Raw genomic sequence first — 26,802 nt, forward strand, 5'->3', positions numbered from 1 at the left:
GAGGGAAATGCGAGTCGCCATTATCGGCCTGGGCTTCCGCCTTGGCTATCTCGGCCATGTGTTCAACGAGATGGACCCCGATTTTCAGATCGTGGGGTATTTCGACCCCGCGCCCGCGGGGATGGCGGTGCTGGAACAGCACGGGATCGGCGCCGGAACCGCCTATGGCTCGGCCGAGGATCTGGTGAAGGCCGGGGGCTTCGATCTGCTGATGATCGGTTCGCCGAACCACCTGCATCTCGATCATATCCGGCTGGGGCTTGAGGCCGGGGTGAAGGTGTTCTCCGAAAAGCCCATCGTCTCGACCATCGAACAGACCTATGCGCTTGCCGCTCTTCTGGCGAAATTCGGGCCCGAGAACCTGATGGTCGGCCTTGTCCTGCGCTATGCGCCGCTTTACCGCGACCTGCTCGCGGCGCGCGACGGCGGGCAGTTGGGCAAGATCGTCTCGATCGAGGCGGCCGAGCACATCTACCCCTATCACGGCGCCTTTTTCATGCGCGACTGGCGGCGCTACGAGAAATGGTCGGGCAGCTTCATGCTTGAGAAATGCTGCCACGACCTCGATCTCTACAACGGCTTGATCGGCGCGCGGCCCGAAAGGGTGGCCTCGTTCGGCGGCCGCAAGACCTTCGTGCCGGAAAACGATCCCAGGCTTGAGGGCGTCAACGATCTGGACATCTTCCACCGCAAGCCCTCGGGGTGGAACGGCTCGGACAAGGTGTTCGACAGCGACGGCGACATCATCGACTATCAGGTCGCGATCATCGAATACGCCAATGGCGTGGGGATGAACTTCCACACCAATCTCAACGCCCCCGACCAGTTCCGCCGCTTTGCCGTCTTCGGCACCAAGGGCCAGGCCGAGGGTGATTTCATCCGCGCCTTCTTCAAGGTGACGGATGTGCTGTCCGAGAAGACCCTGATCGACAAGACCTATCAGGCCACGGCGCTGTCGCAGCACTACGGCGCGGATGAGGAGATGGCCTCGGGCATCGTCAGCCATGTCATGCGGGGCGGGCCCCTGCCGGTCAGCCCGCTGGACGCGCTGGAAGCCGGGATCCTGGCCCTTGCCACCGACGAGGCCCGCCGCGCCCGCCAGGTCATCGACCTTCGCCCGGTCTGGGACCGCTACGACGCCGCTTTGCTGAAAAAGGCTGCCTGACGCATGATCAAGTCACGATCCGCATTGATCTTTGCCTGGGCGCTTCTGGCCCCCGCCATCATCTACGTGCTGATCATCGTGGCCTGGCCGCTGGTCGAGACCTTCCGCCTGTCCTTCACCAACACCAGCCTGCGCCGCACATGGGATTACGTCGGCTGGGAAAATTACGCCAAGATCTTCAACGAGACCTTCGCGGGCGTGATCTGGCGCACCTTCACCTGGACCTTTTTCTCGGTCGCGCTGAAGATGATCATCGGCACCTTTGGCGCGGTGCTGCTGAACGCCGCCGTGCCCGGGCGGCATGTCTTCCGCATCCTGACCATGCCGCCCTGGATCGTGCCGATGGCCATCGGCATCTTCATGTGGGGCTGGATGTACAACGGCCAGTTCGGCATGATCTCGGGCCTGCTGCAGCGCTTCGGGCTGGTCGACGGGCCGGTGGCCTTCCTAGCCTATGGCAACACCGCCTATTGGGCGACCATCGTCACCGACGTCTGGATCGGCGTGCCGATGGTGACGATCTATTTCCTGGCCGCGATCCAGTCGATCCCGAAGGACCTTTACGAGGCCGCCTGGACCGATGGCGCCGGACGCTGGACCCGGTTCCGCCGCATCACCTTGCCTTTGATGATGCCCGCCGTCATCACCATGTCGATGCTGTCGCTGATCGCCACCTTCAACAGTTTCGACATCATCTGGATCCTGACCCAGGGCGGGCCCTCGGGTTCGACCACGACGATGATCATCGATACCTACCACACCGCCATCGGCTCCAAGCGTTATGGCGAGGGCGCGGCGCGGGCGGTGGTGATCTGCATTTTCCTTTCGATCTTCTGCATCGCCTATTTCCGCGTGACGCGGCGGTTGCAGAATGTCGGCAAGTCGTAAGGGGGGCGGCACCATGGCGTTCTGGAAAAACGACGACACCCCGATGATCGACCGCTACCGCTGGTGGGAGGTGATCGGCATCTATGCCGGGATTTTCGTCTTTCTCTTCTTCATGCTGGCCCCGTTCATCGAGGGGTTCCTGGTCAGCCTGAAACCGCTGTCGCAGCTTTTCTCGACGCCCTATTCCTTCTGGCCCGAGAACGGCTCGCTTGCCGCCTATTCGACGATGTGGGACAGGGTGCCGCATTTCGCGCGCTACGTCTTCAACTCGTTCCTGATCTCGACCGTCTCGACGGTGATCGTGCTGCTTCTGGTGGTGCCCGCCGCCTATGCCTTCGCGCGCTTCGAATTTCGTGGCATGGGCCTGGTGCTGGCGGGGTTCCTGGCGGTGTCGATGTTCTCGGGCGCGGTGCTGCTGATCCCGCTGTTCCGGCTGATGCGGACGCTTGGCATGCTCAACACCTATTGGGCGATGATCGTGCCGGGGGCGGCCTTCCTGATCCCTTCGGCGATCTGGCTGTTGCGCACCTATATGATGCGGATCCCGACCGAGTTGAACGAGGCCGCCTATATGGACGGCGCCAGCCAGTTCTACACCTTCCGCCGGGTGATCCTGCCGATCGCCAGCCCGGGGATCATCGTCGTCGCCATCGTCACTTTCATCGGCGCCTACAGCCAGCAGTTCATCTTCGCGCTGACCTTCAATTCCAAGACCGAATACATGCCGCTGCCCATCGGCCTGTTCGCCTTCTTCGGCAAGCAGGAGGTGATCTGGAACGAATTGATGGCCGCCGCCTTCATCGGCATCGCGCCCGCGCTGGTCATCATCTTCTTCCTGCAACGCTATCTCGTCGGCGGGCTTACCGCGGGCGCGGTGAAACAATAACGCCAGTCAACAACCAATAACGCCAGTCAACAACCGGGAGTAACCATCATGACGACCCTGTTCCGCAAAAGCCTGATCAGCGCGGCGCTTGCCTCGACCACGGCGCTGCCCGCCATGGCCCAGGACATCAGCTGGATCTACTGCGGCGATTCCATCGACCCCGTGCACGAGAAATACATCGCCGAATGGGAGGCCGCGAACGAGGGCTGGACCGTCACCCCCGAGGTGGTCGGCTGGGGCCAGTGCCAGGACAAGGCCACCACGCTGGCCGTCGCCGGATCGCCCGCCGCCATGGCCTATGTCGGCTCGCGCACGCTGAAGGAATTCGCGCTGAACGAGCTGATCGTCGAAGTGCCGATGAGCGACGAGGAAAAGGCGGCCTATTACCCCCATATCGTCGACACCGTGACCTTCGAGGACACGCAATGGGGCATCCCGATCGCGTTCTCGACCAAGGCGCTCTACTGGAACAAGGGGCTGTTCGAGGCGGCGGGCCTCGACCCCGAAGTGCCGCCCAAGACCTGGGCCGAAACCATCGAATTCGCCAAGACCATCAAGGAGAAGACCGGCACCGCAGGCTACGGCCTGCCCGCCAAGACCTTCGACAACACGATGCACCAGTTCCTGCACTGGGTCTATACCAACAGCGGCACCGTGATCGACGCCGAGGGCAACATCACCCTCGACAGCCCCGAGAACCTGGCGGCGCTGGAAACCTACAAGGCGCTGGTGCCCTGGTCGGTCGAAGGCGCGACCGCCTATGAGCAGAACGAGATCCGCGCCGTCTTCCTCGACGGTTCGGTCGGCATGATCCAGGCCGCCGTGGGCGCCGCCTTCCGTCTGGCCGATACCGATATCGACTGGGGCGTCGCGGATCTGCCGCTCGGGCCCTCGGCCCAGGGGCCGGGCACGCTTCTGATCACCGACAGCCTTGCGATCTTCGCGGGTTCGGGCGTCGAGGAAAAGGCGGTGGAATTCGCGCGCTACATCACCTCGCCCGAAGTGCAGGAGGCCTATGAGGGCGGCGGTGCCGCCGGCCTGACGCCGCTGCGCCCCGGCCCGGCGGTGGATGCGATGCTGGAAGGCGCGCCCTATTGGAAGCCCTTCATCGACGGCATCGAATTCGGCGGGCCCGAGCCCTTGTTCACCGATTACAAGGGCTTGCAGAACGTGATGATCGAGATGGTGCAATCCGTCGTCACCGGCGCGGCCGAGCCCGCCGATGCGCTGACCAAGGCCGCCGCCGCGCTTGAGGAATACAAGTAAGCGGCCCGGCCTCTGCCGGTATAGGCCCCCGCCGTCACAGGCGGGGGTATCGGCCCTTAGGGGATCCGCCGCCGCTCCCGCGGACAGGATCCCTCCTCGCGGCGGCCCATGGGGGACCGGGGCCGCCGCGAGCCTTCACCCCGCGTCGATAAGGAGACCCTGGCCTTGGGGCAGCTTTCCCTGAAGAATGTCGTCAAGACCTTCGGCAATTTCGAGGTCGTCAAGGGCGTCTCGCTGGATGTGACGGATGGCGAATTCGTCGTCTTCGTCGGCCCCTCGGGCTGCGGCAAGTCCACGCTTCTGCGCATGATCGCGGGGCTGGAACATACCACGGCGGGCGATATCGTGATCGACGGCAAAAGGGTCAACGACCTGCCGCCGGTCAAGCGCGGCATCGCCATGGTGTTCCAGTCCTACGCGCTTTATCCGCATATGTCGGTCTATGAGAACATCGCCTTCCCGCTGCGGGTCGAAAAGGCGCCCCGCGATGTGGTCGAGGCCAAGGTCAGGAAAGCCGCCGAGATCCTGCATCTGGACCAGCGCCTGCAACAAAAGCCCGGGATGCTTTCGGGCGGGCAGCGCCAGCGCGTGGCCATCGGCCGCGCCATCGTGCGCGAGCCGCAGATCTTTCTGTTCGACGAGCCGCTTTCCAACCTCGACGCCGCATTGCGCGCCGATATGCGGATCGAACTGACCCGGCTGCACAAGCAGTTGGGCGCGACGATGATCTATGTCACCCACGACCAGATCGAGGCCATGACCATGGCCGACCGGATCGTGGTGCTGAACGCGGGGTTCATCGCCCAGGTCGGTCCGCCGCTGGAGCTTTACCACAAGCCGCAGAACACTTTCGTCGCGGCTTTCATCGGCAATCCCCGGATGAATTTCCTGCCGGTCACCTGCGTCGGGGCTTCGGCCGCCGGGGTCGAGGTGGATTACCAGGGCCAGCGCCTGACCCTGCCGGTCGAGCCCCGCCCGGGCATCGAGGGCGCGCCGTTGACCCTGGGCATCCGGCCCGAACATGTCGCGCTTGGCCCGGCCCATGCGGCGGGGGGTGTCGATCTGCGCGTCACCCCTTCGGTGGTCGAGCAGCTTGGCCAGCAGACCATCGGCTATTCCAGCCTGCCCGGGCAGGAAGAGACCTTCTGCTTCGTCCTGCCGGGGACGCGGGTGATCGAGGACGACAAGCCGCTCGACATGGGCTTTCTGGCCTCGGACGGCCATCTTTTCGATGCCGACGGCCAGGCGCTGGAGCGCCGGATCGACCTTGCCGCCATGTCGGTCGCGCCCGCCCTGGGCTAAGGCGCGCCCACCCAGCCGGGCGCTATTGGGCGGCCACCGCGGCCGGATCGACCAGCGCCACGATGTCGAGCATGATCCGGTTCAGTTCGAAATCCTTGGGCGTATAGACCGCGGCGACGCCCATGGCGCGCAGGCGGGCGGCGTCCTCTTCGGGGATGATCCCGCCGACCACCACCGGCAGATGCCCCAGATCGGCCGCGCGCAGCCGCTCCATCACCTCGCGGATCAGCGGCAGGTGGCTGCCCGACAGGATCGAAAGCCCGACGACATGGACCCGGGCCGCTGCCGCCGCCGCGACGATCTCGGCGGGGGTCAGGCGGATCCCTTCGTAATGGATCTCCATCCCGCAATCGCGGGCGCGGGAGGCGATCTGCTCGGCGCCGTTGGAATGGCCGTCGAGCCCGGGCTTGCCGACAAGGAAGGCGAGTTGCCTGCCCAGGCGGCCCGAGACCGCCTGAACCGCTTCGCGTATCGGCTCCAGCCCCTCGGTGCGGTTCGACGGGCTTTTCGACACGCCGGTCGGGCCGCGATACTGGCCGAAGGTCTTGCGCACCGCCTCGCCCCATTCGCCGGTGGTGGCGCCCGCCTTCGCGGCGGCGATCGAAGCGGGCATGACGTTGCGGCCCGTGCGCGCGTCCTCGCGCAGCGCCGCCAGCGCGGCGGCGACCGCGGCTTCGTCGCGCTCGGCGCGCCATCGGGCCAGGCGGGCAAGCTGGTCCGCCTCGGCGGCGGCATCCACCACCATGATCGCATCCTCGCCCGTGGTCAGGGGCGAAGGCTCGGTCTCGCGCCAGCGGTTCACGCCGACGACCACTGTTTCCTGGCTTTCGATCCGGGCGATGCGTTCGGCATTGGCCTCGACCAGCCGCGATTTCATGTATTCGATCGCGGCCACGGCGCCGCCCATGGCGTCGATCTGCGCCAGTTCCTGCCGCGCGCCCGCCTTCAGCGCCTCGACCTTGCGGTCGATCGCGGGGTTGCCGTCGAAGAGATCGTCGTATTCCAGAAGATCGGTCTCATAGGCCAGGATCTGCTGCATCCTCAGCGACCATTGCTGGTCCCAGGGCCGGGGCAGGCCGAGCGCCTCGTTCCAGGCCGGAAGCTGCACGGCGCGGGCGCGGGCGCGTTTCGACAGCGTCACCGCCAGCATCTCGATCAGGATGCGATAGACGTTGTTTTCCGGCTGCGGCTCGGTCAGGCCAAGGCTGTTGACCTGCACGCCATAGCGGAAACGGGTGAATTTCGGATCGGTGATCGCGTAGCGGTCGCGCAGGATCTCTTCCCACAGGTCGACGAAGGCGCGCATCTTGCAGATCTCGGTGACGAAGCGGATGCCCGCATTGACGAAAAAGCTGATCCGGCCGACCATTTTCGGGAAATCGGCCTCGGCCACCTTGCCCTTCAGATCGTCGAGCACCGCGACGGCGGTGGCCAGCGCGAAGGCCAGTTCCTGCTCTGGCGTCGCGCCTGCCTCCTGCAGGTGGTAGGAGCAGACGTTCATCGGGTTCCATTTCGGCAGATGCCGCACGGTATGGGCCGCGACATCGGTGATCAGCCGCAGGCTGGGCGCGGGCGGGCAGATATAGGTCCCGCGCGAGAGATATTCCTTGATGATGTCGTTCTGCACCGTGCCCTGCAGCTTCGAGAGATCGGCGCCCTGTTCCTCGGCCACCGCGATATAGAGCGCGAGCAGCCAGGGCGCGGTGGCATTGATCGTCATCGAGGTGTTCATCCGCTCCAGCGGAATGTCCTGGAACAGCGCCCGCATGTCGCCCAGATGGCAGATCGGCACGCCGACCTTGCCGACCTCGCCGCGCGCAAGTTCGTGGTCGCTGTCATAGCCGGTCTGGGTCGGCAGGTCGAAGGCGACCGAGAGCCCGGTCTGCCCCTTGGCGAGATTGCCGCGATAGAGCGCATTCGAGGCCGCCGCCGTCGAATGGCCGGCATAGGTGCGGAACAGCCAGGGCGCGTCTTTCGCCGGGGTATCGGGCAGGGGGCGGGGCGTCTCGGGCTGCGTCATGGGAATCCCTGGGGCGAGTAGGAAATATTATTGCGAATATATCTAACGATTGGAAAGTATATGTCAATCGTGATCGCCGCATTGCAGCGGCGGAGCCTCCGGCGGGGATATTTTTGCCAAGATGAAGGAGAGGGCGCGGGGGCCTTCACCGGCCCTTGGGGCCGATGGGGGATCAAGGAGGGGGGGCCTTGTCGCCAGGGATATGCATGCGGTCTGGAGGCCGGTTGCCCGGGGCCAGGGCTTGCGATCAATGCGCGGCGGCCCAGTTCACTCCGCGCCCGGCGTCGACCACCAGCTTCACATCCAGCTTCACCGCGGGATCGGGGGCGTTCTCCATCACCGCGCGCGCGGTCTCGATCAGCCGGTCGACCTGATCCTCGGCCACTTCGAACAGCAGTTCGTCATGGACCTGCAACAGCATGTCGGCATCGATCCCCGCGATGGCGGCGGGCATGCGGATCATCGCGCGGCGGATCACATCGGCGGCGGTGCCCTGGATCGGCGCGTTGATCGCGGCGCGGCGGGCGAAACCGGCGCCGGGGCCCCTGGCGTTGATCTCGGGCGTGTGGATCTTGCGGCCGAACAGGGTCTGGACGAAACCGTTGGCCTTGGCGAAGGCGATGGTGTCGTCCATATAGCTGCGGATCCCGGGGAAGCGTTCGAAATAGCGGTCGATGAAGCCCTGGGCCTCGGCGCGCGGGATGCGCAGGTTGCGCGCCAGGCCGAAGCCGGAGATCCCGTAGATCACCCCGAAGTTGATGGCTTTCGCCTGCCGCCGGATTTCCGGCGTCATCTGGTCGAGCGGGACCGAGAACATCTCGGAGGCGGTCATCGCATGGATGTCGAGCCCGTCGCGGAACGCCTGTTTCAGCGACGGGATCGCGGCGACATGGGCGAGGATGCGCAATTCGATCTGGCTGTAGTCGAGGCTGACCAGCACCCGGCCCGGGCGGGCCACGAAAGCCTCGCGGATGCGGCGGCCCTCTTCGGTGCGCACGGGGATGTTCTGGAGGTTGGGATCGGTCGAGGCCAGCCGCCCGGTGTTGGCGCCCGCGATGGAATAGCTGGTATGGACGCGGCCGGTCTCGGGGTTGATCGCCTGCTGCAGCGCATCGGTATAGGTCGATTTCAGCTTGGCGATCTGGCGCCAGTCCAGCACCTTCGCCGCCAGGCGCGCGCCCCTGGGGTGGCTGTCTTCCAGCGTGGTGATGTCTTCGAGGATATCGGCGCCGGTGCCATAGGCGCCGGTCTTGCCCTTTTCGCCGCCGGGCACGGCCAGCCGGTCGAACAGCACCTCGCCCAGTTGCTTGGGCGAGCCGACGTTGAATTTCTCGCCCGCGATCTCCTGGATCTCGTCCTCGTATTGCGCGAGCTTCTGGGCGAAGGCGTTCGACATGCGCGAGAGCACGTCGCGATCGACCCGGATCCCGGTCATCTCCATCCCGGCCAGCACCGGGACCAGCGGGCGCTCCAGCGTCTCGTAGACCGTGGCGACGCGGGCGCGGTGCAGTTGCGGCCGGAAGAGCCGCCACAGCCGCAGCGTCACATCGGCATCCTCGGCGGCATAGCCGGTGGCGTCGTCGATCCCCACGCGGTCGAAGGTGATCTGGCTTTTGCCCGCGCCGATCAGGGTCTTGATCGGCACCGGCTTGTGGCCGAGATACTGTTCGGACAGCACATCCATGCCATGGGCGTTCAGCCCGGCCTGCAGCGCGTAGCTCATCAGCATCGTGTCGTCGAAAGGCGTGATGCGGATGCCGTGGCGGGCAAGGATCTTCCAGTCGTATTTGATGTTCTGGCCGATCTTGAGGACCGCCGGATCCTCAAGCAGCGGTTTCAGCGCGGCGAGGGTCTCGTCCAGATCCAGCTGGCCCTCGACCAGATCGGCCGAGCCGAACAGGTCGCCGCCGCCCTGGCGGTGGCCGAGGGGGATATAGGCGGCCTTGCCGGGCTCGATGCACAGCGAGACGCCGACCAGTTCCGCCCGCATCTCGTCCAGGCTGGTGGTTTCGGTATCCACCGCGACATGGCCGATCTCTTGCGCCTGCGCGATCCAGGCGTCGAGCGTGGCGCGGTCGCGGATGGCGATGTAGGATTTGCGGTCGAAGGCGGGCTGGCCGGGCGCCTCGGGTTCGGCTGCGGTCGCGGGCCCTGCCGCCTCGATCACCGGCACCTCGACCTTCAGCCGTTCGGCCACCCGGCGGGCGAGGCCGCGAAACTCCATCGTGGCAAGGAACTCCAGCAGCGCCGGGGGATCGGGCTTTTTCACCTCAAGCGTCGTCAGCGCGATGTCGAGCGGCACGCGGTCGTCGAGCTGCACCAGCCGCTTCGAGGTCAGGATCTGGTCGCGGTTCACGGTCAGCGTCTCGCGCCGCTTGGGCTGGCGGATCTCGGCCGCGCGGTCGAGAAGCTCTTCCAGGCTGCCGTATTCGTTGATCAGAAGCGCCGCGGTCTTCAGCCCGATCCCCGGCGCGCCGGGCACGTTGTCGGTCGGGTCGCCCGCAAGCGCCTGCACATCCACCACCCGCTCGGGCCCGACGCCGAATTTCTCGACCACCTCGTCGGGGCCGATCTGGCGGTTCTTCATCGGCTCCAGAATGTCCACGCCGGGGCGCACCAACTGCATCAGATCCTTGTCCGACGAGATGATCGTGGCGGTTCCCCCGGCCTCGACCGCCATTCGCGCCAGCGTGGCGATGATGTCGTCGGCCTCATAGCCGGGCAGTTCTATGCACGAGACGTTGAAGGCCCGCGTCGCCTCGCGCGTCAGGGGGAATTGCGGAAGCAGATCCTCGGGCGGCGGCGGGCGGTTGGCCTTGTATTCGGGATAGATCTCGTTGCGGAAGGTCTTTGAGGAATAATCGAAGACCACCGCGATATGGGTGGCGGAATTGCCGTTGCGCTCCTTGGTGATCTCGCCCCACAGAATGTTCGAGAAGCCCTGGACCGCGCCCACCGGCGTCCCGTCCGAGCGCGTCAGCGGCGGCAGGGCGTGATAGGCGCGGAAGATATAGGCCGAGCCGTCGATCAGATGCAGATGGTGGCCCTTGCCGAAACTCATGTCGCGCTCCCGTCGGTCTGGGTGCCAGTATTGGCAGAGACGGCGGCGGGGGTCCATATGGCGGGGCGCCCGCGCGGCGGATGGCGTCGGCCCGGGCGGGCTTTTCCGCGCGGCGGGGCGCGCCCGGGCCGAAGCCGCGTTTTCCCCGATGCCGTGACGCGACGTTATGCTGACGTGAACGTCAACTTACCTGCTAGTCTGCCGACCGAGGACCCATATCGCAGCAAGCCGCCGCGATCACCGGGGGAGGGAAGGGAGAGAACCGCGGATGAATGCCGACGAGATGATGACGATCCGGCAGATGTGCGAGGCCTATGACGTCACGCCCCGGACCCTGCGTTTTTATGAGGCCAAGGAGCTTCTGACCCCGATCCGCCGGGGCACGCGGCGCCTTTACAGCCGGGCCGACCGGGCGCGGCTCAAGCTGATCCTGCGCGGCAAGAGGTTCGGCTTCAGCCTGGAGGACATCCGGCAGATGCTGAACCTCTATCAGCGTGAGGGCACCAATCTGGCGCAGATGGAGCATACCTTCAGCCTGGCGCAGGACAGGTTGCGGATCATGGAGGCGCAGCGCGCCGAACTGGATCTGGCCATCGTCGAGTTGCGCGCCGAGCTTGAGGCTGGCGCCGATCTGATCGCGGCGGTTCGCGCGGGCGCAGGTCCCGCCGCGCAACCGGCCCGGGCCGCCGCAGAATGATGCCGCCCGCGCGCGCCCTTCGGGCCGCGCCGGGCACAGGACTTAGGGAGAGAGACCGACAATGACCAGCTATACCGCGCCCCTCAAGGACATGCAGTTCCTGCTCCACGAGGTTCTCGCCACCTCGGCCTCGGATGTGCCGGGCTATGGCGATCTGGACGAATCCTTCACCGCCGCCGTGCTGGAAGAGGCGGGCAAGGTGGCCTCCGAGGTGCTCGCGCCGCTCAATGCCGTGGGCGACCGCGAGGGCTGCGTGGTCGAGAACGGTTCGGTGCGCACGCCCGAAGGCTTCAAGGCGGCGTTCGAGGCGATGAAGACGGGCGGGTGGACCGCGCTCGACTGCGATCCCGAATATGGCGGCCAGGGGCTGCCCTATCTCTTGAACTGCGCCGTGGGCGAGATCTTCGTCTCGGCCAATATGGCCTTCAACATGTATCAGGGCCTGACCCATGGCGCGGTCTCGGCGATCCATACCCATGGCACCGACGCGCAGAAGGCGACCTGGCTGCCGAAGATGATCAGTTGCGACTGGACCGGCACGATGAACCTGACCGAGCCGCATTGCGGCACCGATCTGGGCCTTCTGCGCACCAGGGCCGAACCGCAGGACGACGGCAGCTACCTGATCACCGGCCAGAAGATCTTCATCTCGGCGGGCGATCACGACCTGGCCGAGAACATCGTGCATCTGGTGCTCGCCAAGGCGCCGGGCGGGGGCGAGGGCACCCGGGGCATCTCGCTTTTCATCGTGCCGAAGTTCCTCGTGAACGAGGACGGCAGCCTGGGTGCCCGCAACGGCGTCACCCTGGGCAAGATCGAAGAAAAGATGGGAATCCACGGCAATGCCACCTGCGTTCTGGATTACGACGGCGCGAAGGGCTGGCTGCTGGGAGAGCTGCACAAGGGCATGCGGGCCATGTTCACCATGATGAACGAGGCCCGTCTGGGCGTCGGCCTGCAAGGCTATGCCGTGGCCGAGGCGGCCTATCAGAACGCCGTCCTCTATGCCAGGGACCGGCTTCAGGGCCGCGCGGTGACGGGCGCGAAGAACCCCGAGGGTCCGGCCGATCCGCTGATCGTCCACCCCGACATCCGCCGCAACCTGATGGAGCAGAAAAGCTTCGTCGAGGGCGCGCGGGCGCTGACCTTCTGGGGCGCGAGCCTGATCGACCGCGCGCATCGGCTGGACGACAAGGCGGCGGACGGGCTGGTGGGGCTGCTGACCCCGGTGATCAAGGGGTTCCAGACCGACAAGGGCTTCGAATCGGCGGTGGCGGCGCAGCAGGTCTATGGCGGCCATGGCTATATCGAGGAACAGGGCATGTCCCAGTTCGCCCGCGACGCGCGGATCGCGATGATCTACGAAGGCGCGAACGGGGTGCAGGCGCTGGATCTGGTGGGGCGCAAGCTGGCGGCGGATGGCGGCAAGCATGTCATGGCCTTCTTCGACCTGGTCAAGGCCGAGGTGAAGGCCCATGACGGCGATGAACGGATGAAGGCCTTCACCGATCCCCTGAAGGTGGCGTCCAAGCAGTTGCAGGCGGCGGGGATGTATTTCATGGCCGAGGGCATGAAGAACCCCGATGCGGCGCTTTCCGGCTCTTACGACTTCATGCATCTGATGGGGCATGTCTGCCTTGGGCTGATGTGGACCCGGATGGCCGCCGCCGCCCATGCCGCGCTGGATGCGGGTGCTGCCGACAAGGCCTTCTACGAGGCCAAGATCGCCACCGGCCGCTTCTACATGGCGCGCCAGCTTCCGGCCTGCGCCGCGCATCTGGCGCGGATCGAAAGCGGGGCGGATCCGGTCATGGCCCTGCCGGACGCGGCGTTCTAACATGTGACGGCACCATGCCGGAAAGGACCCGCCGATGCCGAAACGTTTCCGCCTGACCCGCCGTTTCCCCGTCGCCATGACCGAGGACGGCTATCGCAGGCTGAAGCGGTTCGCCTCCGAGGCGGGGCTGGACGAGGGCGAGGCGCTGTCCTTCCTCTTCGAGCATTTCGACAGCGTGGTGAACGGCGACAATCTCACGCATCGGTTGCGGCTCTTCAACGCCGAGATCGATGCGCGAAAGCGGTAGCGGGGGCGCGTGCGGTATCCGGGGATGCCTCCGGCGGGGATATTTTTGCCAAGATGAAGGGGCAGTCCACCCCGCCCCGACTGTCCGTTTTGGCTATCCGGGGCTTCGGGGCGGGGCTTCACCTTGGGCGGTCATCGGCTTCCCAGCCTGTCCCGCAGGTTCGGTATGACGAAAGAAGGTTAAGAAATCCTTCTTCAGCTTGGTGCAAATATCCTCCGGGGGTCCGGGGGTGGAAAACCCCCGGGGTCGAACAAGGGGTAGAGGTTGGAGGCATTGAGATGACGGCACGGCTGCATTGTTTCGGCGAATCCGGCAATGCCTATAAGGTGGCGCTGATGCTGGCCCTGACCGGGACGCCCTGGCGTCCCGTCTTCGTCGATTTCTTCAATGGCGAGACCCGCAGCCCGGCCTTTCGCGACCTCAACCCGATGGGCGAGGTTCCTGTGCTGGAGATCGACGGCCGGGTGCTGACCCAGTCGGCGGTCATGCTGCGGTATCTGGCGCGGCGCCCTGGCGAAGTCGGTCCGCCCCAGCTTGGTTCGCCCCGGCTTGGTCCGACCGAACTCGGACCGGTCGATGCCGCCGAAGAGGATGAGATCCTGCGCTGGATGTTATGGGACAACCACAAATTCTCGACCCAGATCGGCATGCTGCGCTTCGTGACGAACTTTCTTCCGCCGGAACGGCGGCCCGAGGGGGTGGCGCCTTTCGTCCAGGCGCGGCTTCGGGCGGCCTATGCGGTGCTGGAGCGCCATCTGGACGCTCGCGACTGGATGGTCGGGGGGCGGGCGACGATCGCCGATCTCTCGCTCTGCTCCTACCTTTATTACCCCGAGCCCTTCGGGCTCGACCTGGCCGACTGGCCCAATGTCCAGGCCTGGACCGCGCGGATCGCCGCGCTGCCGGGCTGGGCCCATCCCTATGCGTTGATGCCCGGCAATCCTTCCGACCGGGCCTGAGGAGGAACAAATGTCTGACGCCTATATCTATGACGCCATCCGCACCCCGCGCGGCAAGGGCCGCCCCGACGGCGCGCTGCATGAGGTGACCTCGGTCGCGCTGTCGGCCGGTGTGCTGAACGCGGTGAGGGAGAGGAACGGGCTGAAGGGCCATGCGGTCGAGGATGTGATCTGGGGCAATGTCACCCAGGTCGGCGAGCAGGGAGGGTGCCTTGCTCGCTCGGCGGTCCTGGCCTCGGATCTGGACGAGAGCATTCCCGGCCTTTCGATCAACCGCTTCTGCGCCTCGGGGATGGAGGCGGTGAACCTGGCCGCCAACCAGGTCCGGGGTGGCGCGGGCCTGGCCTATATCGCGGGCGGGGTCGAGATGATGGGCCGTGTCGCCATGGGTTCGGACGGGGCGGCCATCGCCGTCGATCCCGCGCTGGCGATGAAGACCTATTTCGTGCCCCAGGGCATCTCGGCCGATATCATCGCGACGAAATACGGCTTCACCCGCGAGGCGGCCGATGCGCTGGCCGTCGAAAGCCAGCGCCGCGCCGCCGAGGCCTGGGAGGCGGGGCGTTTCGCGCGCTCGATCGTGCCGGTCCGCGATCGCAACGGTCTGACCATCCTGGACCATGACGAATACATGCGCCCCGGCACCACGGTCGAGGCGCTCGGCGCGCTAAAGGCCAGCTTCAAGGACATGGGCGAGGTGATGCCCGGTTTCGACAAGGTGGCGATGATGAAATATCCCGAGCTGGCCCGGGTGAACCACATCCACCATGCCGGGAATTCCAGCGGCATCGTCGATGGCGCGGCGGCGGTCCTGATCGGCAACCGCGAGTTCGGCGCGGCCCATGGCCTGCGCCCGCGCGCGCGCATCCGGGCGACCGCCAAGATCGGCACCGATCCGACCATCATGCTGACCGGCCCGGTGCCGGTGACCGAAAAGATCCTGAAGGACGCGGGCCTGAAGATCGGCGACATCGACCTTTTCGAGGTGAACGAGGCCTTTGCCGCCGTCGTCCTGCGCTTCATGCAGGCCTTCGACGTCTCGCCCGACCTGGTCAATGTGAACGGCGGCGCCATCGCCATGGGCCATCCGCTGGGCGCTTCGGGGGCGATCATCATCGGCACGCTGCTGGACGAGATGGAGCGGCGGGACCTGAACCTCGGGCTCGCGACGCTTTGCATCGCCTCGGGCATGGGGGCCGCCACCATCATCGAGCGCGTGTGATGAGGACGCGTGCTTCGGCCTTCCCCGTCGGCGGATCGAGGTCCGCCGACGGGGGCCTGACCTATTCCGATGCCGATCCGGCGCCTTCCGTCACGCAAGGCGCCTATCGCCACAGCCACAGGGACGGGCGGCCCTACACGCCCGAGGGAGAAATGAAATGACCGATTTCACCATGGAAACAGGCGCCGATGGCGTCGCCGTCATCACCTGGGACCTGCCCGGCAAGTCGATGAACGTGATGTCCCTGGCGGGCTTTGCCCTGCTCAGCGACCTGGTCGACCAGGCGCTGGCGGACGAGACCGTGAAGGGCATCGTCATCACCAGCGGCAAGAAGGATTTCGCCGGGGGCATGGATCTCAACGTCATCGCCGAGATGCGCGAGGGTGGCGCCGAGGCGGTCTTCGAGGGCGTGATGCGGATGCATTGCGTCTTGCGCAAGATCGAGTTGGCCGGGATGGATCCGAAGACGAAGAAGGGCGGCAAGCCGATCGCCGCCGCATTGCCGGGCACCGCGCTCGGCATCGGGCTGGAGCTGCCGCTTTCCACCCATCGCATCTTCGCCGCCGACAATCCCAGGGCCAAGATCGGCCTGCCCGAGATCATGGTCGGGATCTTTCCCGGCGCGGGCGGCACCACGCGGCTGGTGCGCAAGCTGGGCGCGATGGGGGCGGCGCCCTTCCTGCTGGAGGGCAAGCTGTCGGACCCGAAGGCCGCCCGGGCGGCCGGGCTGATCGACGAGGTGGTGCCTGGGGACGAACTGCTGTCACGCGCGAAGGATTGGGTGCTTTCGGCCAAGGAGGCCGATCTGGTGAAGCCATGGGACGCCAAGGGCTACAAGATCCCCGGCGGCGCGCCCTATCATCCCGCGGGGTTCATGACCTTCGTCGGCGCCTCGGCCATGGTGCATGGCAAGACCCAGGGCGTCTATCCGGCGGCCAAGGCATTGCTTCAGGCCGTCTATGAGGGCGCGCTGGTGCCCTTCGACACCGCGCTGCGGATCGAGGCGCGGAACTTCACCTCGGTCCTTCTGAACCCGTCGTCGTCGGCGATGATCCGCTCGCTCTTCATCAACAAGGAGGCGCTGGAGAAAGGCGCGAACCGCCCGGCGGTCGAGGATCAGAAGGTCACCAAGCTTGGTGTTCTGGGCGCGGGGATGATGGGCGCGGGCATCGCCTATGTCGCGGCCAATGCCGGGATCGAGGTCGTCCTGATCGACGCCACGCAGGAGGCGGCGGATCGCGGGCGCGCCCATGCCGAGGGCATCCTCGACAAGGGTGTGAAGCGCGGCCGCGTCACCGCCGAGAAGAAGGCCGAGGTGCTTTCGCGCATCACCGCCACCACCGATTACGCCGCGCTTTCGGGCGTGGACCTGATCGTCGAGGCGGTGTTCGAAGACCCCAAGGTCAAGGCCGAGGTGACGAGGAAGGCCGAGGCGGCGGCGGGCGAGCGCGCGGTCTTCGCCACCAACACCTCGACCCTGCCGATCACCGGGCTGGCCTCGGCCAGCGCGCGGCCGGAGCGGTTCATCGGCATCCATTTCTTCTCGCCGGTGGACCGGATGATGCTGGTCGAGATCATCCGGGGCAAGAAGACCGGCGATGTGGCGGTGGCCAAGGCGCTGGATTTCGTGCGCCAGATCCGCAAGACGCCGATCGTGGTCAACGACGCGCGCTTCTTCTACGCCAACCGCTGCATCATCCCCTATATCAACGAGGGCGTCCGCATGGTGGCCGAGGGGGTGGAGCCCGCGCTGATCGAGAATGCCGCCAAGCTGGTGGGCATGCCGCTGGGGCCCCTGCAACTGGTGGACGAGACCTCGATCGAGCTGGGGGTGAAGATCGCCAAGGCGACCAAGGCGGCCATGGGCGCCGACTACCCCGACGAGGCGGTGGACAAGGTGCTGTTCTGGATGGCCGATCAGGGCCGCCTGGGGCGCAAGAACAACGCTGGTTTCTACGCCTATTCCGACAAGGGCGAGCGGGGCGACCTGTGGGAGGGGCTGGCGCGGAAATATCCGCTGGACAAGATGCAGCCCTCGCTTGCCGATGTGCAGCACCGCCTGCTTTTCGCCCAGGTGCTGGAGGCGGTCCGCGCGCTGGAAGAGGGTGTCCTGACCGATATCCGCGAGGGCGATGTGGGGGCGATCCTGGGCTGGGGCTTCGCGCCCTGGTCGGGGGGGCCGTTCTCCTGGCTCGACATCCTCGGCGCCGCCCGCGCGGTCGAGATCTGCCGCGGCCTGACCGCGCAGTTCGGCCACCGCTTCGAGACCCCCGCGCTGCTGCGCGAACTGGCCGAGCGGGGCGAGACCTTCTATGCCCGCTTCGGCCAGGGCGCGAAGGCGGCCTGAAGCGGCGGGCCGGGCGCGCGTGAATTCGCACGCGCCCGACCCGCAACGCGCGCGGCCTGCCCCCAGGTCACAACGTCCGGGGGGCTGGCGCGCGATCCGCACGGGCATCCGCGTGATGCGGGGCTGCAGCCTCGGGTCCTGTGATCCGCACGGCTCGATCGGGGCAGCTTCTTGCAGAGGACTGCCTTTCATATGTTCCTCGGCATATTTGCTGCACCGGACCGCCTGCCGATCCGCGAGGGGCCTGCGCAGGGCGCGGGATCGGTTGCCCCGCAGGTTGTCTATTTGATAAAATACAATGCCCCGGTCGCCTGCTCCGGTGTCATATCTGCGCCCCATACCGGGAATCCGAAAAGCGAGGCCCGCCGCACGATGCCCGAGCGCAGGCAGATCCCGCCGCTTGCCGACCAGGCGTTCCAGTTTCCGCCCGGTGATGGCGATGCCGCCGCCTTCGATCCCGCCGATATGGAGATCGTCGCCGCCACCTGTCGCGCCATCGTCGATCAGGACGCTTTCGAGGAAATGATCGCGGAATGGAGCGCGAAGCTCGATCCCGTGGCCGAGGGCGCGCGCAAGCGCGACGTGATCTCGCGCCAGTTGCTGGGCCCGTTGCGGGCCGCGCGCATGACGAGGTTCCGGTCTGGCAGAGCCCCTGCGCCGCGAGCGCCGGACCGAACTGCCCGACGGCCGGGCGGTGGCCTGGACCTGGATGGAGGCCGAGGACGGCATCCCCGCCGTCCTGCTGCGGGGCCTGCCGATGACCTATCTCTTGCCCGCAGAGGGCGAGGCGCGGCTGCGCAAGGCAGGGATCCGGCTTTTCGTGCCCTTGCGCGCCCCGGCTATGGCAACAGCAGCCTGCATCCCGACCTGACCGTGCTGGAGGACAGCCTGGCGGGCTTGCGCGCCTTTATGGACCGCGAGATCGACCGCCCCTGCCTGTGCATCGGCATGGCCAGCGGCATCGTGCCGCTGATCGCGGAAAGCCGCGCCAGTCCGCAAAGGTTCCACAGCCTTCTCGCGGTCGGCTATTCCTCGATCATCGATCCGGCCGGGGTCCATCGCCTGCCGACGATCCAGCGCACCATGCTGCGGCTGGCCGCGCGCCCCCTGGGTGGTCGGGTTGATGGCCAAGGCCGGGCACCGCCAGATGCGCCAGCACGGCGTCGATCGGTATCTGGAGCGCGCCTATCGCTCGCTCCCGCTGGATCTGCAGTCGGAGGGTCAGTTGGGTGCTCCGGCGGCCGGGCCTCTATGAGGTGCGGCTGCAACTGGACAAACGGAGGGCGGGTGTTGGCCTCGACGCCAATCGAGGTGGTGGAGGGCAATGTCACCGTCAGCGGCCCGGAAAAGGTGCGGGCGGGGGATCCCATCGCCGCCAGTTGGACCGTAGCGATCCATCCGCGCGACTATGTGGCCGTCGTGCCCGCCGGTGCGCCGGACGGAGAATAAACCGCCGCCCGCCGGGTCGAAGGCAATGCGCAGGACAGGCTTGCGGCAACCGAGGGCCCGAACGCCACCCTGCGCTGATCGGGGAGAAAGGACAGGAACCCATGCGAGACACTGAGACTGGGCTTTTCACCGGGCGGCGGGTGTTGGCGGTCTTTGCGCTGGGGGTGCCGGTCCTCCTCCCCGCCGTGACACTGGCCGAGACCATTCTCGGCATGCCCGGCGATGTGATCACCTGGCGGATCAGCGCGCAGCTCGACGACCTCGCGCCGCTTGATCTGGTGACATGGTCGCGCACCATTCAGCCGGTCGCAGCCCCGGCCGGGTATGGATCCGGCGGCGGCGGAGTTTCTGAAGGACATGGCGGGGCGCACCATCCATTCCGCACAATGGACGGAGTTTTCCGACATTCAGGACAGGGAGCCGATTCTCTGCGTCCGGCTGGAAGGGACGGAAGACCCGAACCCGCGCGTGAAGACCGCGGAACTGAGGCCGGAGTTTGAACTGTCGTCGCCGGGTCTGGAACTGCTGGAAGCCGGGCGGAGCCTGTCCTTCCTTCCTTCCCGCCGGAGCCGCATCGCGGGAGCGGCAGGACGCCGAGGAACTGGAGTTGGAGATCACGCGCCTTGAAACTCCCGAAGGGGAAAGCGGCTTTGCGGTCTCGGGGCGGTTCTCGGCCAGGCTGGAGGGCGGCCAGGCCATCAGCGGAACCTTCGATATCGGCGAGGTCAGCGGCAGCCGCCTGACGCAGGAGATCCTGGGGGCGCCATGAGCGCGCGCGTCAGCCCGCGGCGCGCCGCCCGTCGCCGTCGCTGCATCGGGCGCGGCTGTTCGCAGGCGGATCACGTCTGCGGGGGCAGGTCGATCTCCGATACGTCGATGTTCAGATCGGCAAAGCACTTTCGCGCGATCTTGAAGGCGTCGCGGCCGATGGGCGCGCCGCAATACATCGCGATATGCAGCAGCAATTCGCGCAACTGGATCAGCGGCACGCCGGTTCTGGTCAGGGCGGCGCGGAAATGGATCTCGAATTCCTCCATGCAGCCGCGCCCCGCCAGCATGGCCAGGTTGATCATGCTCAGCGTCGGATGGTCGATGATGCCGCGCGCCCAGGTGCGGCCGAAAAGCTGCTCGGTCAGGAAATCCTGCCATTCGCTGTCGAAGGGCGTGCGCGTTGCCAGCATGTGGTCGACATAGGCGTCGGTGGTGATCATGCGGCGCATCTTCTCGCCGCGTTCGGCAAGCTCGGCTTGGGTCGGCTGTGGGGTCATCTTCGAAAATCCTGAGTGAAGGTGGAAGGGGAAGGGGCGGCGGGTCAGAGCGCGGACCAGCCGCCGTCGACGACAAGGTCCTGGCCGGTGATGTTGCGCGCGCGCGGCCCGGAGAGGAACAGCACCGCCCCGGCGATATCCGCCTCGGTCGAAAGGCGGCCGAGCAGGGTCTTGCCCTCCAGCTCGGCGCGGACCTCTTCGGGCGCGATGCCCCGGCCTTCGGCGATCGCGGCCATGCCTGCGGCGGAACGCGCGCCCAGGACATAGCCCGGGCAGACGCTGTTGGCGTTGATGTTATGCGGCCCGCATTCGATGGCGAGGCTGCGCATGAAGCCCTCGATGGCCCATTTCGCGCTGACGCCCGCCGCATGCCTGGCGCGGCCGCGCAGGCCGAAGACGCCGCTGATGGTGACGATCCGGCCTTCGCGACGGGCGATCATGGCCGGAAGCAGCGCCCGGATCGGCAGCACGGTGGTCAGGATGTTGCCGCGCGTCACCGCATCGTAAAGCGCGGGATCCATCGCGTCGATGCTCTGGTCGGCATGGTCGCGGATCCCGGCCGAGGTGACGACCACATCGGCCGCGCCGAAGGATTCCGAGACCGCGCGCGCCAGCGTCTCGGCCCCGGAAATCTCGGCAAGATCCGCCGCCACACCCCGGGCCCCGCCGCCAAGGGCGCGGATCTCCTCGACCACCGCCGCGATCGAGGCGCCGTCACGCCCCGAGATGACGACATTCGCCCCTTCGCGTGCGAATGCCAGCGCGATGGCGCGCCCGATGCCGCGATTGCCACCGGTGATGACGGCGGTCTTGCCCTTGAATTCGGGTGCCGGGCCTTCGGGCGCTTGGGCCCTGCGCTGGCCCAGAAACCTGTAGATCGCGGTGATGTCCTGCGCGCCGAACCCTGCGGCGGCGGCATTGTCCCAGGTCGCGCGGATGGCTTGTCCCATCGGGAAGGCGGCGCCAAGGCTTTGCGCCGCCGCAACGGCAAGACCGGTGTCCTTGGCCAGGATGTCAAGCCGCGCGCCCTGCGCGAAGCTGCCGGTCAGGACCTGCCTGGGGTAGAGTTCCTCGCTCGCGCGGTTGCGCCCGGTCGAGGCATTGATCACCTCGATGGCGGTCGCGGGGGCGATCCCGGCCTTTTCCACCATCCGCACCACCTCGCCGGTCAGGGCGAGGTTGGCCGCCGCAAGCAGGTTGTTGCCGACCTTCATCGCCTGGGCGGTTCCCACCGACTCGCCAAGGCGGAAGATCCGTCCGGCCAGCACTTCCAGCGCGGGCAAGGCAAGCTCCACCGCCGCCGCCGGGCCCGAGACCATGCAGGTCAGCTTTCCCGCCGCCACCGCCTTGGGCCCGCCGCTGACCGGGCCGTCGACCAGCGCCACGCCGCCCTGGGCGAGTTCGGCCTGGATGGCGCGGACCGCCTCGACGCCGACGGTGGACATTTCGACCACGACCCGCGCGCGCCGGTCGGGCGCCCGGGCGATCTGCCGCGCCACCGCAAGGCTGATCTCGGGTTTCGGCAGGCAGGTGAAGACGACATCGCAGCCCGCCGCCAGTTCCTCGACCGAGGCCGCGGCCCTTGCCCCGCTGGGGACAAGGCGCGCCATCGCCTCCGCCGCGCGGTCGTGGACCACAAGCGCGATGCCGCCCGCCGCCATGCGCTCCGCCATCGGGCCGCCCATGTCGCCGATGCCGATAAATCCAAAGCCGATCCCTGTCGCCGACATGTCCGTTCCCCTGTCCTGTCCGGTTTCCGCAAGCACCCCGCGTCAGTCGCGCGACAACGCCCGCACCCGCTGTTTCTGCCGCAGCCAGGAGCGCAGCCCCCAGAGCAGCACGAGCACGGTCAGCACGAGCACGGTCGCGCTGATCGGGCGCTCGACGAAGGTCGAGAAGCTGCCGCGCGACAGCCGCATGGCCCGGCGGAAATGCTCTTCCATCAGGGGGCCCAGCACGAAGCCCAGAAGCAGCGGCGCCGCGGGCCAGTCGAGAATGCGCATCAGATATCCCGCAAGGCCGAAGACCAGGACCACCCAGATATGCGAGGTGCTGGAGGAAATGCCGTAGGTGCCGATGCAGATGAACACCAGAACCGCCGGAAACAGCAGGTGATAGGGGATCATCAGCATCCTGACCCAGATGCCGATCAGCGGCACGTTCAGGATCACCAGGATGACATTGCCGATCCAGAAGCTCATGATCAGGCCCCAGAACAGGCTGGGCTGTTCGCTCATCAGCGCCGGGCCGGGGGCGATGCCGTGGATCATCAGCACCCCCAACATCAGCGCCATGGTGGCGCTGCCGGGGATGCCGAGCGAAAGGGTGGGGATGAACGAGGTCATCTCGGCCGAATTGTCCGCCGCCTCGGGCGCCATGATCCCCTCGACCGCGCCCTTGCCGAACCGCGTGGGATCTTCGGCGACGCGCTTTTCGACCGCATAGGACAGGAACGAGGCAACCGCCGGGCCGGTGCCGGGCAGGGTGCCGAAGAACGCCCCGATCCCCGAGCCGCGCAGCATCGGCATCCAGGATCGGCGCATATCGTCGCCGGTGGGCTTCATGGCCCTCAGCTTGACGCTCTCTGGATCGACGCTGCCGCTTTCGACCTTGCCGATGGAGCTGATCACCTCGGCCACGCCGAACATCCCCATCGCCAGCGCGATCAGGTTGATCCCGTCCGCCAGGGACAGCATTCCGAAGTTGAAGCGCGGAATGCCCGAGTAGATATCGGTGCCGACCGTGCCCAGCATGATCCCCAGCACCACCATCGCAAGGCCCTTCACCGCCGAGCCCTCGGAAATGGTCGAGGCCGCGACAAGCCCCAGCACCATCAGCGAGAAATATTCCGCCGATCCGAAATCCATCGCATAGCCCGCGATCACGGGCGCGAACATCATCAAAAGCACGATGCCGATCGAGCCGCCGACGAAAGAGGCCAGCGTGGTCAGCAAAAGCGCCACCCCGCCGCGGCCCTGTTTCGTCATCGGATAGCCGTCAAGGCAGGTGACGGCATTGGCGACGGTGCCGGGAATGTTGAGCAGGATAGAGGCGGTGCGCCCGCCGTATCCGGTGCCATACCAGATCCCGGCAAGCATGATCAGCGCCGTCACAGGATCTAGGTAGAAGGTCAGCGGAAACAGCATCGAGATGGCCGAGAGCACCCCGATCCCCGGGATGACGCCGACCAGCATTCCAAGGAACACGCCCAGAAAGCAGTAGAACAGATTGGCGGGTTGCATCGCAGTGGCAAGGCCAAGCCCGACATTGGCAAGGGTGTCCATCGCAATTCCTTTCAGAAGGGCCAGCGCCACATGGGAACCGGAAGGCCAAGTCCCAGGCCGAAGACCAGCCAGGCCATGGCGCAAAGGGCGGCGCAAAGCGCGACCAGGCTTTTCGGGCGGAACCGCCGTTCGGCGAAGGAAGAGATCAGCGTCAGTGCCAGCACCGCAGGCAGCATGCCCGCCGGACGGATCAGCAGCGCGAAGGCGGCGATTCCGGCCAGGACGCAGGCGGGCTCGCGCAGCCGGATCGCGGGGATGGCGCCGCGACGCAGCAGCGCCCCCAGGGTCAGGGCCACGCCGAAACCGGCCAGCACCAGCCCGAGCGCGGCGGGAAACATCCCCGGCCCCATCCGGCGCAGGGTTCCCATCTCGTAATGGCTTGCGGCATGGTGCCAGAACGCCAGCCCAAGGCCGAGCATGACGAACCCGCCCGCCACATCCCTCCAGTCCCGATTCAGCATCCCGATCCCTCCCGATCCCGCTGGTTCAGCGATTTTCGCATCGCGCGGCTCGCTTCTTTTCCGCCGCCCTCGCGCACCGGGCCCGGCCTTGCCGGAGGGCCTTATGTTGCCCATGCCGTCGGCTGCGGCTTTTGTGGCCCGCCGTGAAAAGCCGAGCGGCCGGGCGACGCGCGCGCGACCGATCGGGCCGCCGCCCGAGTGGCGACCCGGGTGAAACCTCCCGGGTCGCGCTCGCCTGCCGCCGTCAATCGACCTGCGGAATGCCCAGGTCCTGGATCGTCGCGCGATACTGGTCGCGCTGCGCCTGGACGAAATCGGTGAATTCGGCCAGCGTCATCTCGGTATGGCTCAGCCCCAGCATCTCAAGCTGGTTCTGCACGGCCGGATCCTGATAGGCCTTGGCGAAGGCCTCTTCCAGCCTGGCCACCACCGCCGGATCCATCCCCGCGGGCCCGAAGATTCCCAGCCAGCCGCCGCCGGGCGAGAAGGGCACGTTGTCGAACCCGGCCTCGACCATGGTCGGCACATCCGGCAGCAGCGCGCTGCGTTGCGGCAAGGTGGTGACCAGCACCTTCAGATTGCCCTCGCGCACATGCGGCAGCGCCGAGGTGGTGGCGAACAGGGCCTGGATCCGGCCCGGCACCAGATCGGTGGTCGCCGCGACCTCGCCCGGATAGGCGATATGTTCCATGTCCAGCCCATAGGTCTGGTTCAGCCAGCTGAAGGTCATCAGGCCCTGGTTGTTGCCGGTGCCGTAGTTCAGGTCGCCGGGGGCCTCGCGCACCAGTTCGATGAATTCGGCCATGGTATCGGCCTCGACATCGGGATGGACGTAAAGGAAGAACGAAAAGTCCACGCTGCCCGAGATCGGGGTGAAATCGGTGACCGGATCGAAGGGCGGCGTCTTGCGCAGCGCCGTCGCCAGCATCATCGAGCCCGCGCCGCCCCAGAGAATCCGGTATCCGTCCGGGTCCGAGGTTCGCACGTCGTTCGCGCCGAGCAGCCCCTCGGCGCCGGGCTTCGCCTCGACCACGATCGGCTGGCCCAGGTGTTTCGAGGCCGCCGCCGCCACGGCGCGCCCGATGCTGTCGGCGGCCCCGCCCGCCTGATAGGGCGATACCAGCGTGATGGGCCGCGTGGGATAGTCCTGCGCCAGCGCCTGCGTGGCGGGCAGGGCGAGGGCGCAAAGGCCAAGCGCCATCCCCGCCAGCACCCTGCGCCGCTGCCGTCCTTCATGTGTCGAATGGGTCATCTGGATCCTCCCTTGTCCCGTTTTTCTCGGGCTCGGCCTTCGCAAGCGGTCCTTGTGCCGGGCGGCATCGTCGCCTCTGGCCTTGCAGACCTCTTCTTCTCCTCCCGACTGTCGGGGCCGGGGCGCCGCGAGCCTCGCGGCAGTTCCAGCAAATGGCGTGCCAGATGCCCGGCCCGCCGGATATGTCAGGCCAGATCGCGCGCGATCCGGGACAGGATCAGCGCATTCACCTCGTCGGCTGCCTCGTATTGCGCCCAATGGCCGGTTTCCGGCAGCAGATGCAGCCCCGATCCCGGCGCAAGTCGGTCGATCAACCGCCGACGCTCGTCGAGATAGCCGAGGGTCAGGGCATCCTGTTCGCCGTAAAGACATGTCACCGGGCAGAGCGCCGCACGCAGCCGCGCGGCCAGGTCCGTCCCCTCCAGCGTCAGGCTGATCCCCTTGCGCGTCAACAGCGTGTTGCGCGACTGCATGCGGATCGTCGTCTCGTCGATCCGCGCCGGATCGTGCAGCATCAGAACCGCAAGGTTGTGGCGGTGGATCGCATCGCGCCCGGGGCCGGGGGCGGTCTCCTGCCAGCACAGCAGGCGGTCGTCGAGCCGGTGGTAACGGCCGATCTCCCACGAGCCGATCAGGAAGAGCCGCCGCACCCGCTCTGGGACGCGGGCCTGCACCTCGCCCGCGAAGGTGCAGCCGTAGGAAAAGGCGCCCAGGTGGAATTGCCGGGGCAGTCCCAATTGCCCGATCCCGTCGAGCAGCGCCCGGGTCAGCGTGCCCGGGCCGGGGGCGGGCAGGGCATCGGCCTCGCCGAAACCGGGCAGGTCTGGCACCACAAGCCGGTGGTGCCGCGCGAGGGGCTCGATATTGCGCAACCAGTGCAGCCAACTGCCATGGCCGCCGTGGAACAGCACCAGGGGCGGCCCTTCGCCCCAGATCCGCCAGGGCATGGTGCCGCCATCGAACCGCGTCCGCATGGTCCGGGCGCTGCGGTCCAGCCTTGCGGCTTCCGGGGGCAGGGGATCGGGAGGAGTAAGCGTCACGCCGGAAGCTTTCCGGTGAATTCCGGGACGATATTGAAAAGATCCCCGACGATGCCGTAATCTGCGACCTGGAAGATTGGGGCTTCTTCGTCCTTGTTGATGGCGACGATGACCTTGGCGTCCTTCATCCCGGCCAGATGCTGGATCGCGC

At 66.8% G+C, this 26,802-nt stretch carries 24 protein-coding genes and 1 pseudogene; 15 read left to right on the plus strand and 10 right to left on the minus strand.

Annotated elements, in window-relative coordinates:
* Window positions 1-7 precede the first annotated feature (7 nt).
* The 5 genes from ABNX41_RS10095 to ABNX41_RS10115 all read left to right on the plus strand — a co-directional run bounded on the left by ABNX41_RS10095 (window position 8) and on the right by ABNX41_RS10115 (window position 5,507).
* The gene (locus tag ABNX41_RS10095) at window positions 8-1,165 is read left to right on the plus strand and encodes a Gfo/Idh/MocA family protein (RefSeq protein WP_438669600.1); all 1,158 of its coding nucleotides are present in this window, start codon (window positions 8-10) and stop codon (window positions 1,163-1,165) included.
* Window positions 1,166-1,168: 3 nt separating this feature from the next.
* Complete coding sequence (locus ABNX41_RS10100; RefSeq protein ID WP_438669601.1) at window positions 1,169-2,053, plus strand: carbohydrate ABC transporter permease; 885 nt, start codon at window positions 1,169-1,171, stop codon at window positions 2,051-2,053.
* Window positions 2,054-2,066: 13 nt separating this feature from the next.
* Entirely contained in the window at window positions 2,067-2,939 is an 873-nt protein-coding gene (locus ABNX41_RS10105; RefSeq protein WP_438669602.1) for a carbohydrate ABC transporter permease, read from the plus strand.
* A 48-nt stretch (window positions 2,940-2,987) separates the two neighbouring features.
* Window positions 2,988-4,205 carry an ABC transporter substrate-binding protein gene (locus tag ABNX41_RS10110; protein ID WP_438669603.1) on the plus strand — a complete coding sequence of 406 codons (1,218 nt, stop codon included), beginning with the start codon at window positions 2,988-2,990 and terminating at the stop codon, window positions 4,203-4,205.
* A gap of 165 nt (window positions 4,206-4,370) precedes the next feature.
* Entirely contained in the window at window positions 4,371-5,507 is a 1,137-nt protein-coding gene (locus tag ABNX41_RS10115; RefSeq protein WP_438669604.1) for an ABC transporter ATP-binding protein, read from the plus strand.
* Window positions 5,508-5,529: 22 nt separating this feature from the next.
* Here the strand turns inward: ABNX41_RS10115 and ABNX41_RS10120 are convergent, their stop codons facing one another.
* Window positions 5,530-7,527 carry a methylmalonyl-CoA mutase family protein gene (locus tag ABNX41_RS10120; protein ID WP_438669605.1) on the minus strand — a complete coding sequence of 666 codons (1,998 nt, stop codon included), beginning with the start codon at window positions 7,525-7,527 and terminating at the stop codon, window positions 5,530-5,532.
* A 247-nt stretch (window positions 7,528-7,774) separates the two neighbouring features.
* A complete protein-coding gene (gene polA, locus ABNX41_RS10125; protein ID WP_438669606.1) occupies window positions 7,775-10,588 on the minus strand; it encodes a DNA polymerase I in 2,814 nt (937 codons plus the stop codon).
* 268 nt (window positions 10,589-10,856) lie between these two features.
* Here polA and ABNX41_RS10130 point away from each other — a divergent pair, with 268 nt between their 5' ends.
* The 7 genes from ABNX41_RS10130 to ABNX41_RS10160 all read left to right on the plus strand — a co-directional run bounded on the left by ABNX41_RS10130 (window position 10,857) and on the right by ABNX41_RS10160 (window position 17,897).
* On the plus strand, window positions 10,857-11,285 hold the full coding sequence (locus tag ABNX41_RS10130) for a MerR family transcriptional regulator (protein ID WP_438669607.1): 429 nt from the start codon (window positions 10,857-10,859) through the stop codon (window positions 11,283-11,285).
* A 61-nt stretch (window positions 11,286-11,346) separates the two neighbouring features.
* Window positions 11,347-13,122: an acyl-CoA dehydrogenase C-terminal domain-containing protein gene (locus ABNX41_RS10135; protein ID WP_438669608.1), complete on the plus strand. Its 1,776-nt coding sequence runs from the start codon at window positions 11,347-11,349 to the stop codon at window positions 13,120-13,122.
* A 34-nt stretch (window positions 13,123-13,156) separates the two neighbouring features.
* Entirely contained in the window at window positions 13,157-13,369 is a 213-nt protein-coding gene (locus ABNX41_RS10140) for a hypothetical protein (protein WP_438669609.1), read from the plus strand.
* Between the two features lie 278 nt (window positions 13,370-13,647).
* Entirely contained in the window at window positions 13,648-14,328 is a 681-nt protein-coding gene (locus ABNX41_RS10145) for a glutathione S-transferase family protein (RefSeq protein ID WP_438669610.1), read from the plus strand.
* A 10-nt stretch (window positions 14,329-14,338) separates the two neighbouring features.
* Window positions 14,339-15,550: an acetyl-CoA C-acetyltransferase gene (locus tag ABNX41_RS10150; protein ID WP_438669611.1), complete on the plus strand. Its 1,212-nt coding sequence runs from the start codon at window positions 14,339-14,341 to the stop codon at window positions 15,548-15,550.
* Window positions 15,550-15,711, plus strand: a complete 162-nt coding sequence (locus tag ABNX41_RS10155) for a hypothetical protein (RefSeq protein ID WP_438669612.1) — start codon at window positions 15,550-15,552, stop codon at window positions 15,709-15,711. The genes ABNX41_RS10150 and ABNX41_RS10155 overlap by 1 nt, the downstream gene beginning before the upstream one ends.
* Window positions 15,708-17,897, plus strand: coding sequence for a 3-hydroxyacyl-CoA dehydrogenase NAD-binding domain-containing protein (locus ABNX41_RS10160; RefSeq protein ID WP_438669613.1), 2,190 nt, complete (start codon window positions 15,708-15,710; stop codon window positions 17,895-17,897). The genes ABNX41_RS10155 and ABNX41_RS10160 overlap by 4 nt, the downstream gene beginning before the upstream one ends.
* A gap of 281 nt (window positions 17,898-18,178) precedes the next feature.
* On the opposite strand, the gene ABNX41_RS10165 is transcribed toward ABNX41_RS10160, so the two are convergent.
* The gene (locus ABNX41_RS10165; RefSeq protein ID WP_438669614.1) at window positions 18,179-18,382 is read right to left on the minus strand and encodes a hypothetical protein; all 204 of its coding nucleotides are present in this window, start codon (window positions 18,380-18,382) and stop codon (window positions 18,179-18,181) included.
* Window positions 18,383-18,591: 209 nt separating this feature from the next.
* On the opposite strand from ABNX41_RS10165, the gene ABNX41_RS10170 reads away from it, so the two are divergent.
* From ABNX41_RS10170 to ABNX41_RS10180, 3 genes are all read left to right on the plus strand, one after another.
* The gene (locus ABNX41_RS10170; protein ID WP_438669615.1) at window positions 18,592-18,768 is read left to right on the plus strand and encodes a hypothetical protein; all 177 of its coding nucleotides are present in this window, start codon (window positions 18,592-18,594) and stop codon (window positions 18,766-18,768) included.
* Between the two features lie 419 nt (window positions 18,769-19,187).
* Complete coding sequence (locus ABNX41_RS10175) at window positions 19,188-19,346, plus strand: hypothetical protein (RefSeq protein ID WP_438669616.1); 159 nt, start codon at window positions 19,188-19,190, stop codon at window positions 19,344-19,346.
* A gap of 607 nt (window positions 19,347-19,953) precedes the next feature.
* Window positions 19,954-20,115 carry a hypothetical protein gene (locus ABNX41_RS10180; protein ID WP_438669617.1) on the plus strand — a complete coding sequence of 54 codons (162 nt, stop codon included), beginning with the start codon at window positions 19,954-19,956 and terminating at the stop codon, window positions 20,113-20,115.
* A gap of 70 nt (window positions 20,116-20,185) precedes the next feature.
* Here the strand turns inward: ABNX41_RS10180 and ABNX41_RS10185 are convergent, their stop codons facing one another.
* The 7 genes and pseudogenes from ABNX41_RS10185 to ABNX41_RS10215 all read right to left on the minus strand — a co-directional run.
* Complete coding sequence (locus ABNX41_RS10185) at window positions 20,186-20,614, minus strand: carboxymuconolactone decarboxylase family protein (RefSeq protein WP_438669618.1); 429 nt, start codon at window positions 20,612-20,614, stop codon at window positions 20,186-20,188.
* Window positions 20,615-20,658: 44 nt separating this feature from the next.
* Window positions 20,659-22,344: an SDR family oxidoreductase gene (locus tag ABNX41_RS10190; protein ID WP_438669619.1), complete on the minus strand. Its 1,686-nt coding sequence runs from the start codon at window positions 22,342-22,344 to the stop codon at window positions 20,659-20,661.
* Between the two features lie 42 nt (window positions 22,345-22,386).
* A complete protein-coding gene (locus tag ABNX41_RS10195) occupies window positions 22,387-23,898 on the minus strand; it encodes a tripartite tricarboxylate transporter permease (RefSeq protein WP_438669620.1) in 1,512 nt (503 codons plus the stop codon).
* 11 nt (window positions 23,899-23,909) lie between these two features.
* Entirely contained in the window at window positions 23,910-24,359 is a 450-nt protein-coding gene (locus ABNX41_RS10200; RefSeq protein WP_438669621.1) for a tripartite tricarboxylate transporter TctB family protein, read from the minus strand.
* Window positions 24,360-24,603: 244 nt separating this feature from the next.
* Window positions 24,604-25,611 (minus strand): Bug family tripartite tricarboxylate transporter substrate binding protein, encoded by a 1,008-nt coding sequence (locus tag ABNX41_RS10205; RefSeq protein ID WP_438669622.1) that lies wholly within the window; start codon window positions 25,609-25,611, stop codon window positions 24,604-24,606.
* Window positions 25,612-25,796: 185 nt separating this feature from the next.
* Window positions 25,797-26,651, minus strand: coding sequence for an alpha/beta fold hydrolase (locus ABNX41_RS10210; RefSeq protein WP_438669623.1), 855 nt, complete (start codon window positions 26,649-26,651; stop codon window positions 25,797-25,799).
* Window positions 26,648-26,802, minus strand: a pseudogene (locus ABNX41_RS10215) (electron transfer flavoprotein subunit alpha/FixB family protein); the annotation flags it as partial. The pseudogene ABNX41_RS10215 and the gene ABNX41_RS10210, both read right to left, overlap by 4 nt.

It is taken from the genome of Pseudogemmobacter sonorensis, from assembly GCF_042762395.1.
In the GTDB taxonomy this organism is placed as follows: domain Bacteria; phylum Pseudomonadota; class Alphaproteobacteria; order Rhodobacterales; family Rhodobacteraceae; genus Pseudogemmobacter; species Pseudogemmobacter sonorensis.

Coding starts and splice junctions, on each gene's coding strand:
- ABNX41_RS10100 (WP_438669601.1), top strand. CDS start 1,169: ATGATCAAGTCACGATCCGCATTGATCTTTGCCTGGGCGCTTCTGGCC.
- ABNX41_RS10185 (WP_438669618.1), bottom strand. CDS start 20,614: ATGACCCCACAGCCGACCCAAGCCGAGCTTGCCGAACGCGGCGAGAAG.
- ABNX41_RS10200 (WP_438669621.1), bottom strand. CDS start 24,359: ATGCTGAATCGGGACTGGAGGGATGTGGCGGGCGGGTTCGTCATGCTC.
- ABNX41_RS10150 (WP_438669611.1), top strand. CDS start 14,339: ATGTCTGACGCCTATATCTATGACGCCATCCGCACCCCGCGCGGCAAG.
- ABNX41_RS10160 (WP_438669613.1), top strand. CDS start 15,708: ATGACCGATTTCACCATGGAAACAGGCGCCGATGGCGTCGCCGTCATC.
- polA (WP_438669606.1), bottom strand. CDS start 10,588: ATGAGTTTCGGCAAGGGCCACCATCTGCATCTGATCGACGGCTCGGCC.
- ABNX41_RS10105 (WP_438669602.1), top strand. CDS start 2,067: ATGGCGTTCTGGAAAAACGACGACACCCCGATGATCGACCGCTACCGC.
- ABNX41_RS10205 (WP_438669622.1), bottom strand. CDS start 25,611: ATGACCCATTCGACACATGAAGGACGGCAGCGGCGCAGGGTGCTGGCG.
- ABNX41_RS10140 (WP_438669609.1), top strand. CDS start 13,157: ATGCCGAAACGTTTCCGCCTGACCCGCCGTTTCCCCGTCGCCATGACC.
- ABNX41_RS10110 (WP_438669603.1), top strand. CDS start 2,988: ATGACGACCCTGTTCCGCAAAAGCCTGATCAGCGCGGCGCTTGCCTCG.
- ABNX41_RS10190 (WP_438669619.1), bottom strand. CDS start 22,344: ATGTCGGCGACAGGGATCGGCTTTGGATTTATCGGCATCGGCGACATG.
- ABNX41_RS10155 (WP_438669612.1), top strand. CDS start 15,550: ATGAGGACGCGTGCTTCGGCCTTCCCCGTCGGCGGATCGAGGTCCGCC.
- ABNX41_RS10120 (WP_438669605.1), bottom strand. CDS start 7,527: ATGACGCAGCCCGAGACGCCCCGCCCCCTGCCCGATACCCCGGCGAAA.
- ABNX41_RS10145 (WP_438669610.1), top strand. CDS start 13,648: ATGACGGCACGGCTGCATTGTTTCGGCGAATCCGGCAATGCCTATAAG.
- ABNX41_RS10135 (WP_438669608.1), top strand. CDS start 11,347: ATGACCAGCTATACCGCGCCCCTCAAGGACATGCAGTTCCTGCTCCAC.
- ABNX41_RS10195 (WP_438669620.1), bottom strand. CDS start 23,898: ATGGACACCCTTGCCAATGTCGGGCTTGGCCTTGCCACTGCGATGCAA.
- ABNX41_RS10095 (WP_438669600.1), top strand. CDS start 8: ATGCGAGTCGCCATTATCGGCCTGGGCTTCCGCCTTGGCTATCTCGGC.
- ABNX41_RS10130 (WP_438669607.1), top strand. CDS start 10,857: ATGAATGCCGACGAGATGATGACGATCCGGCAGATGTGCGAGGCCTAT.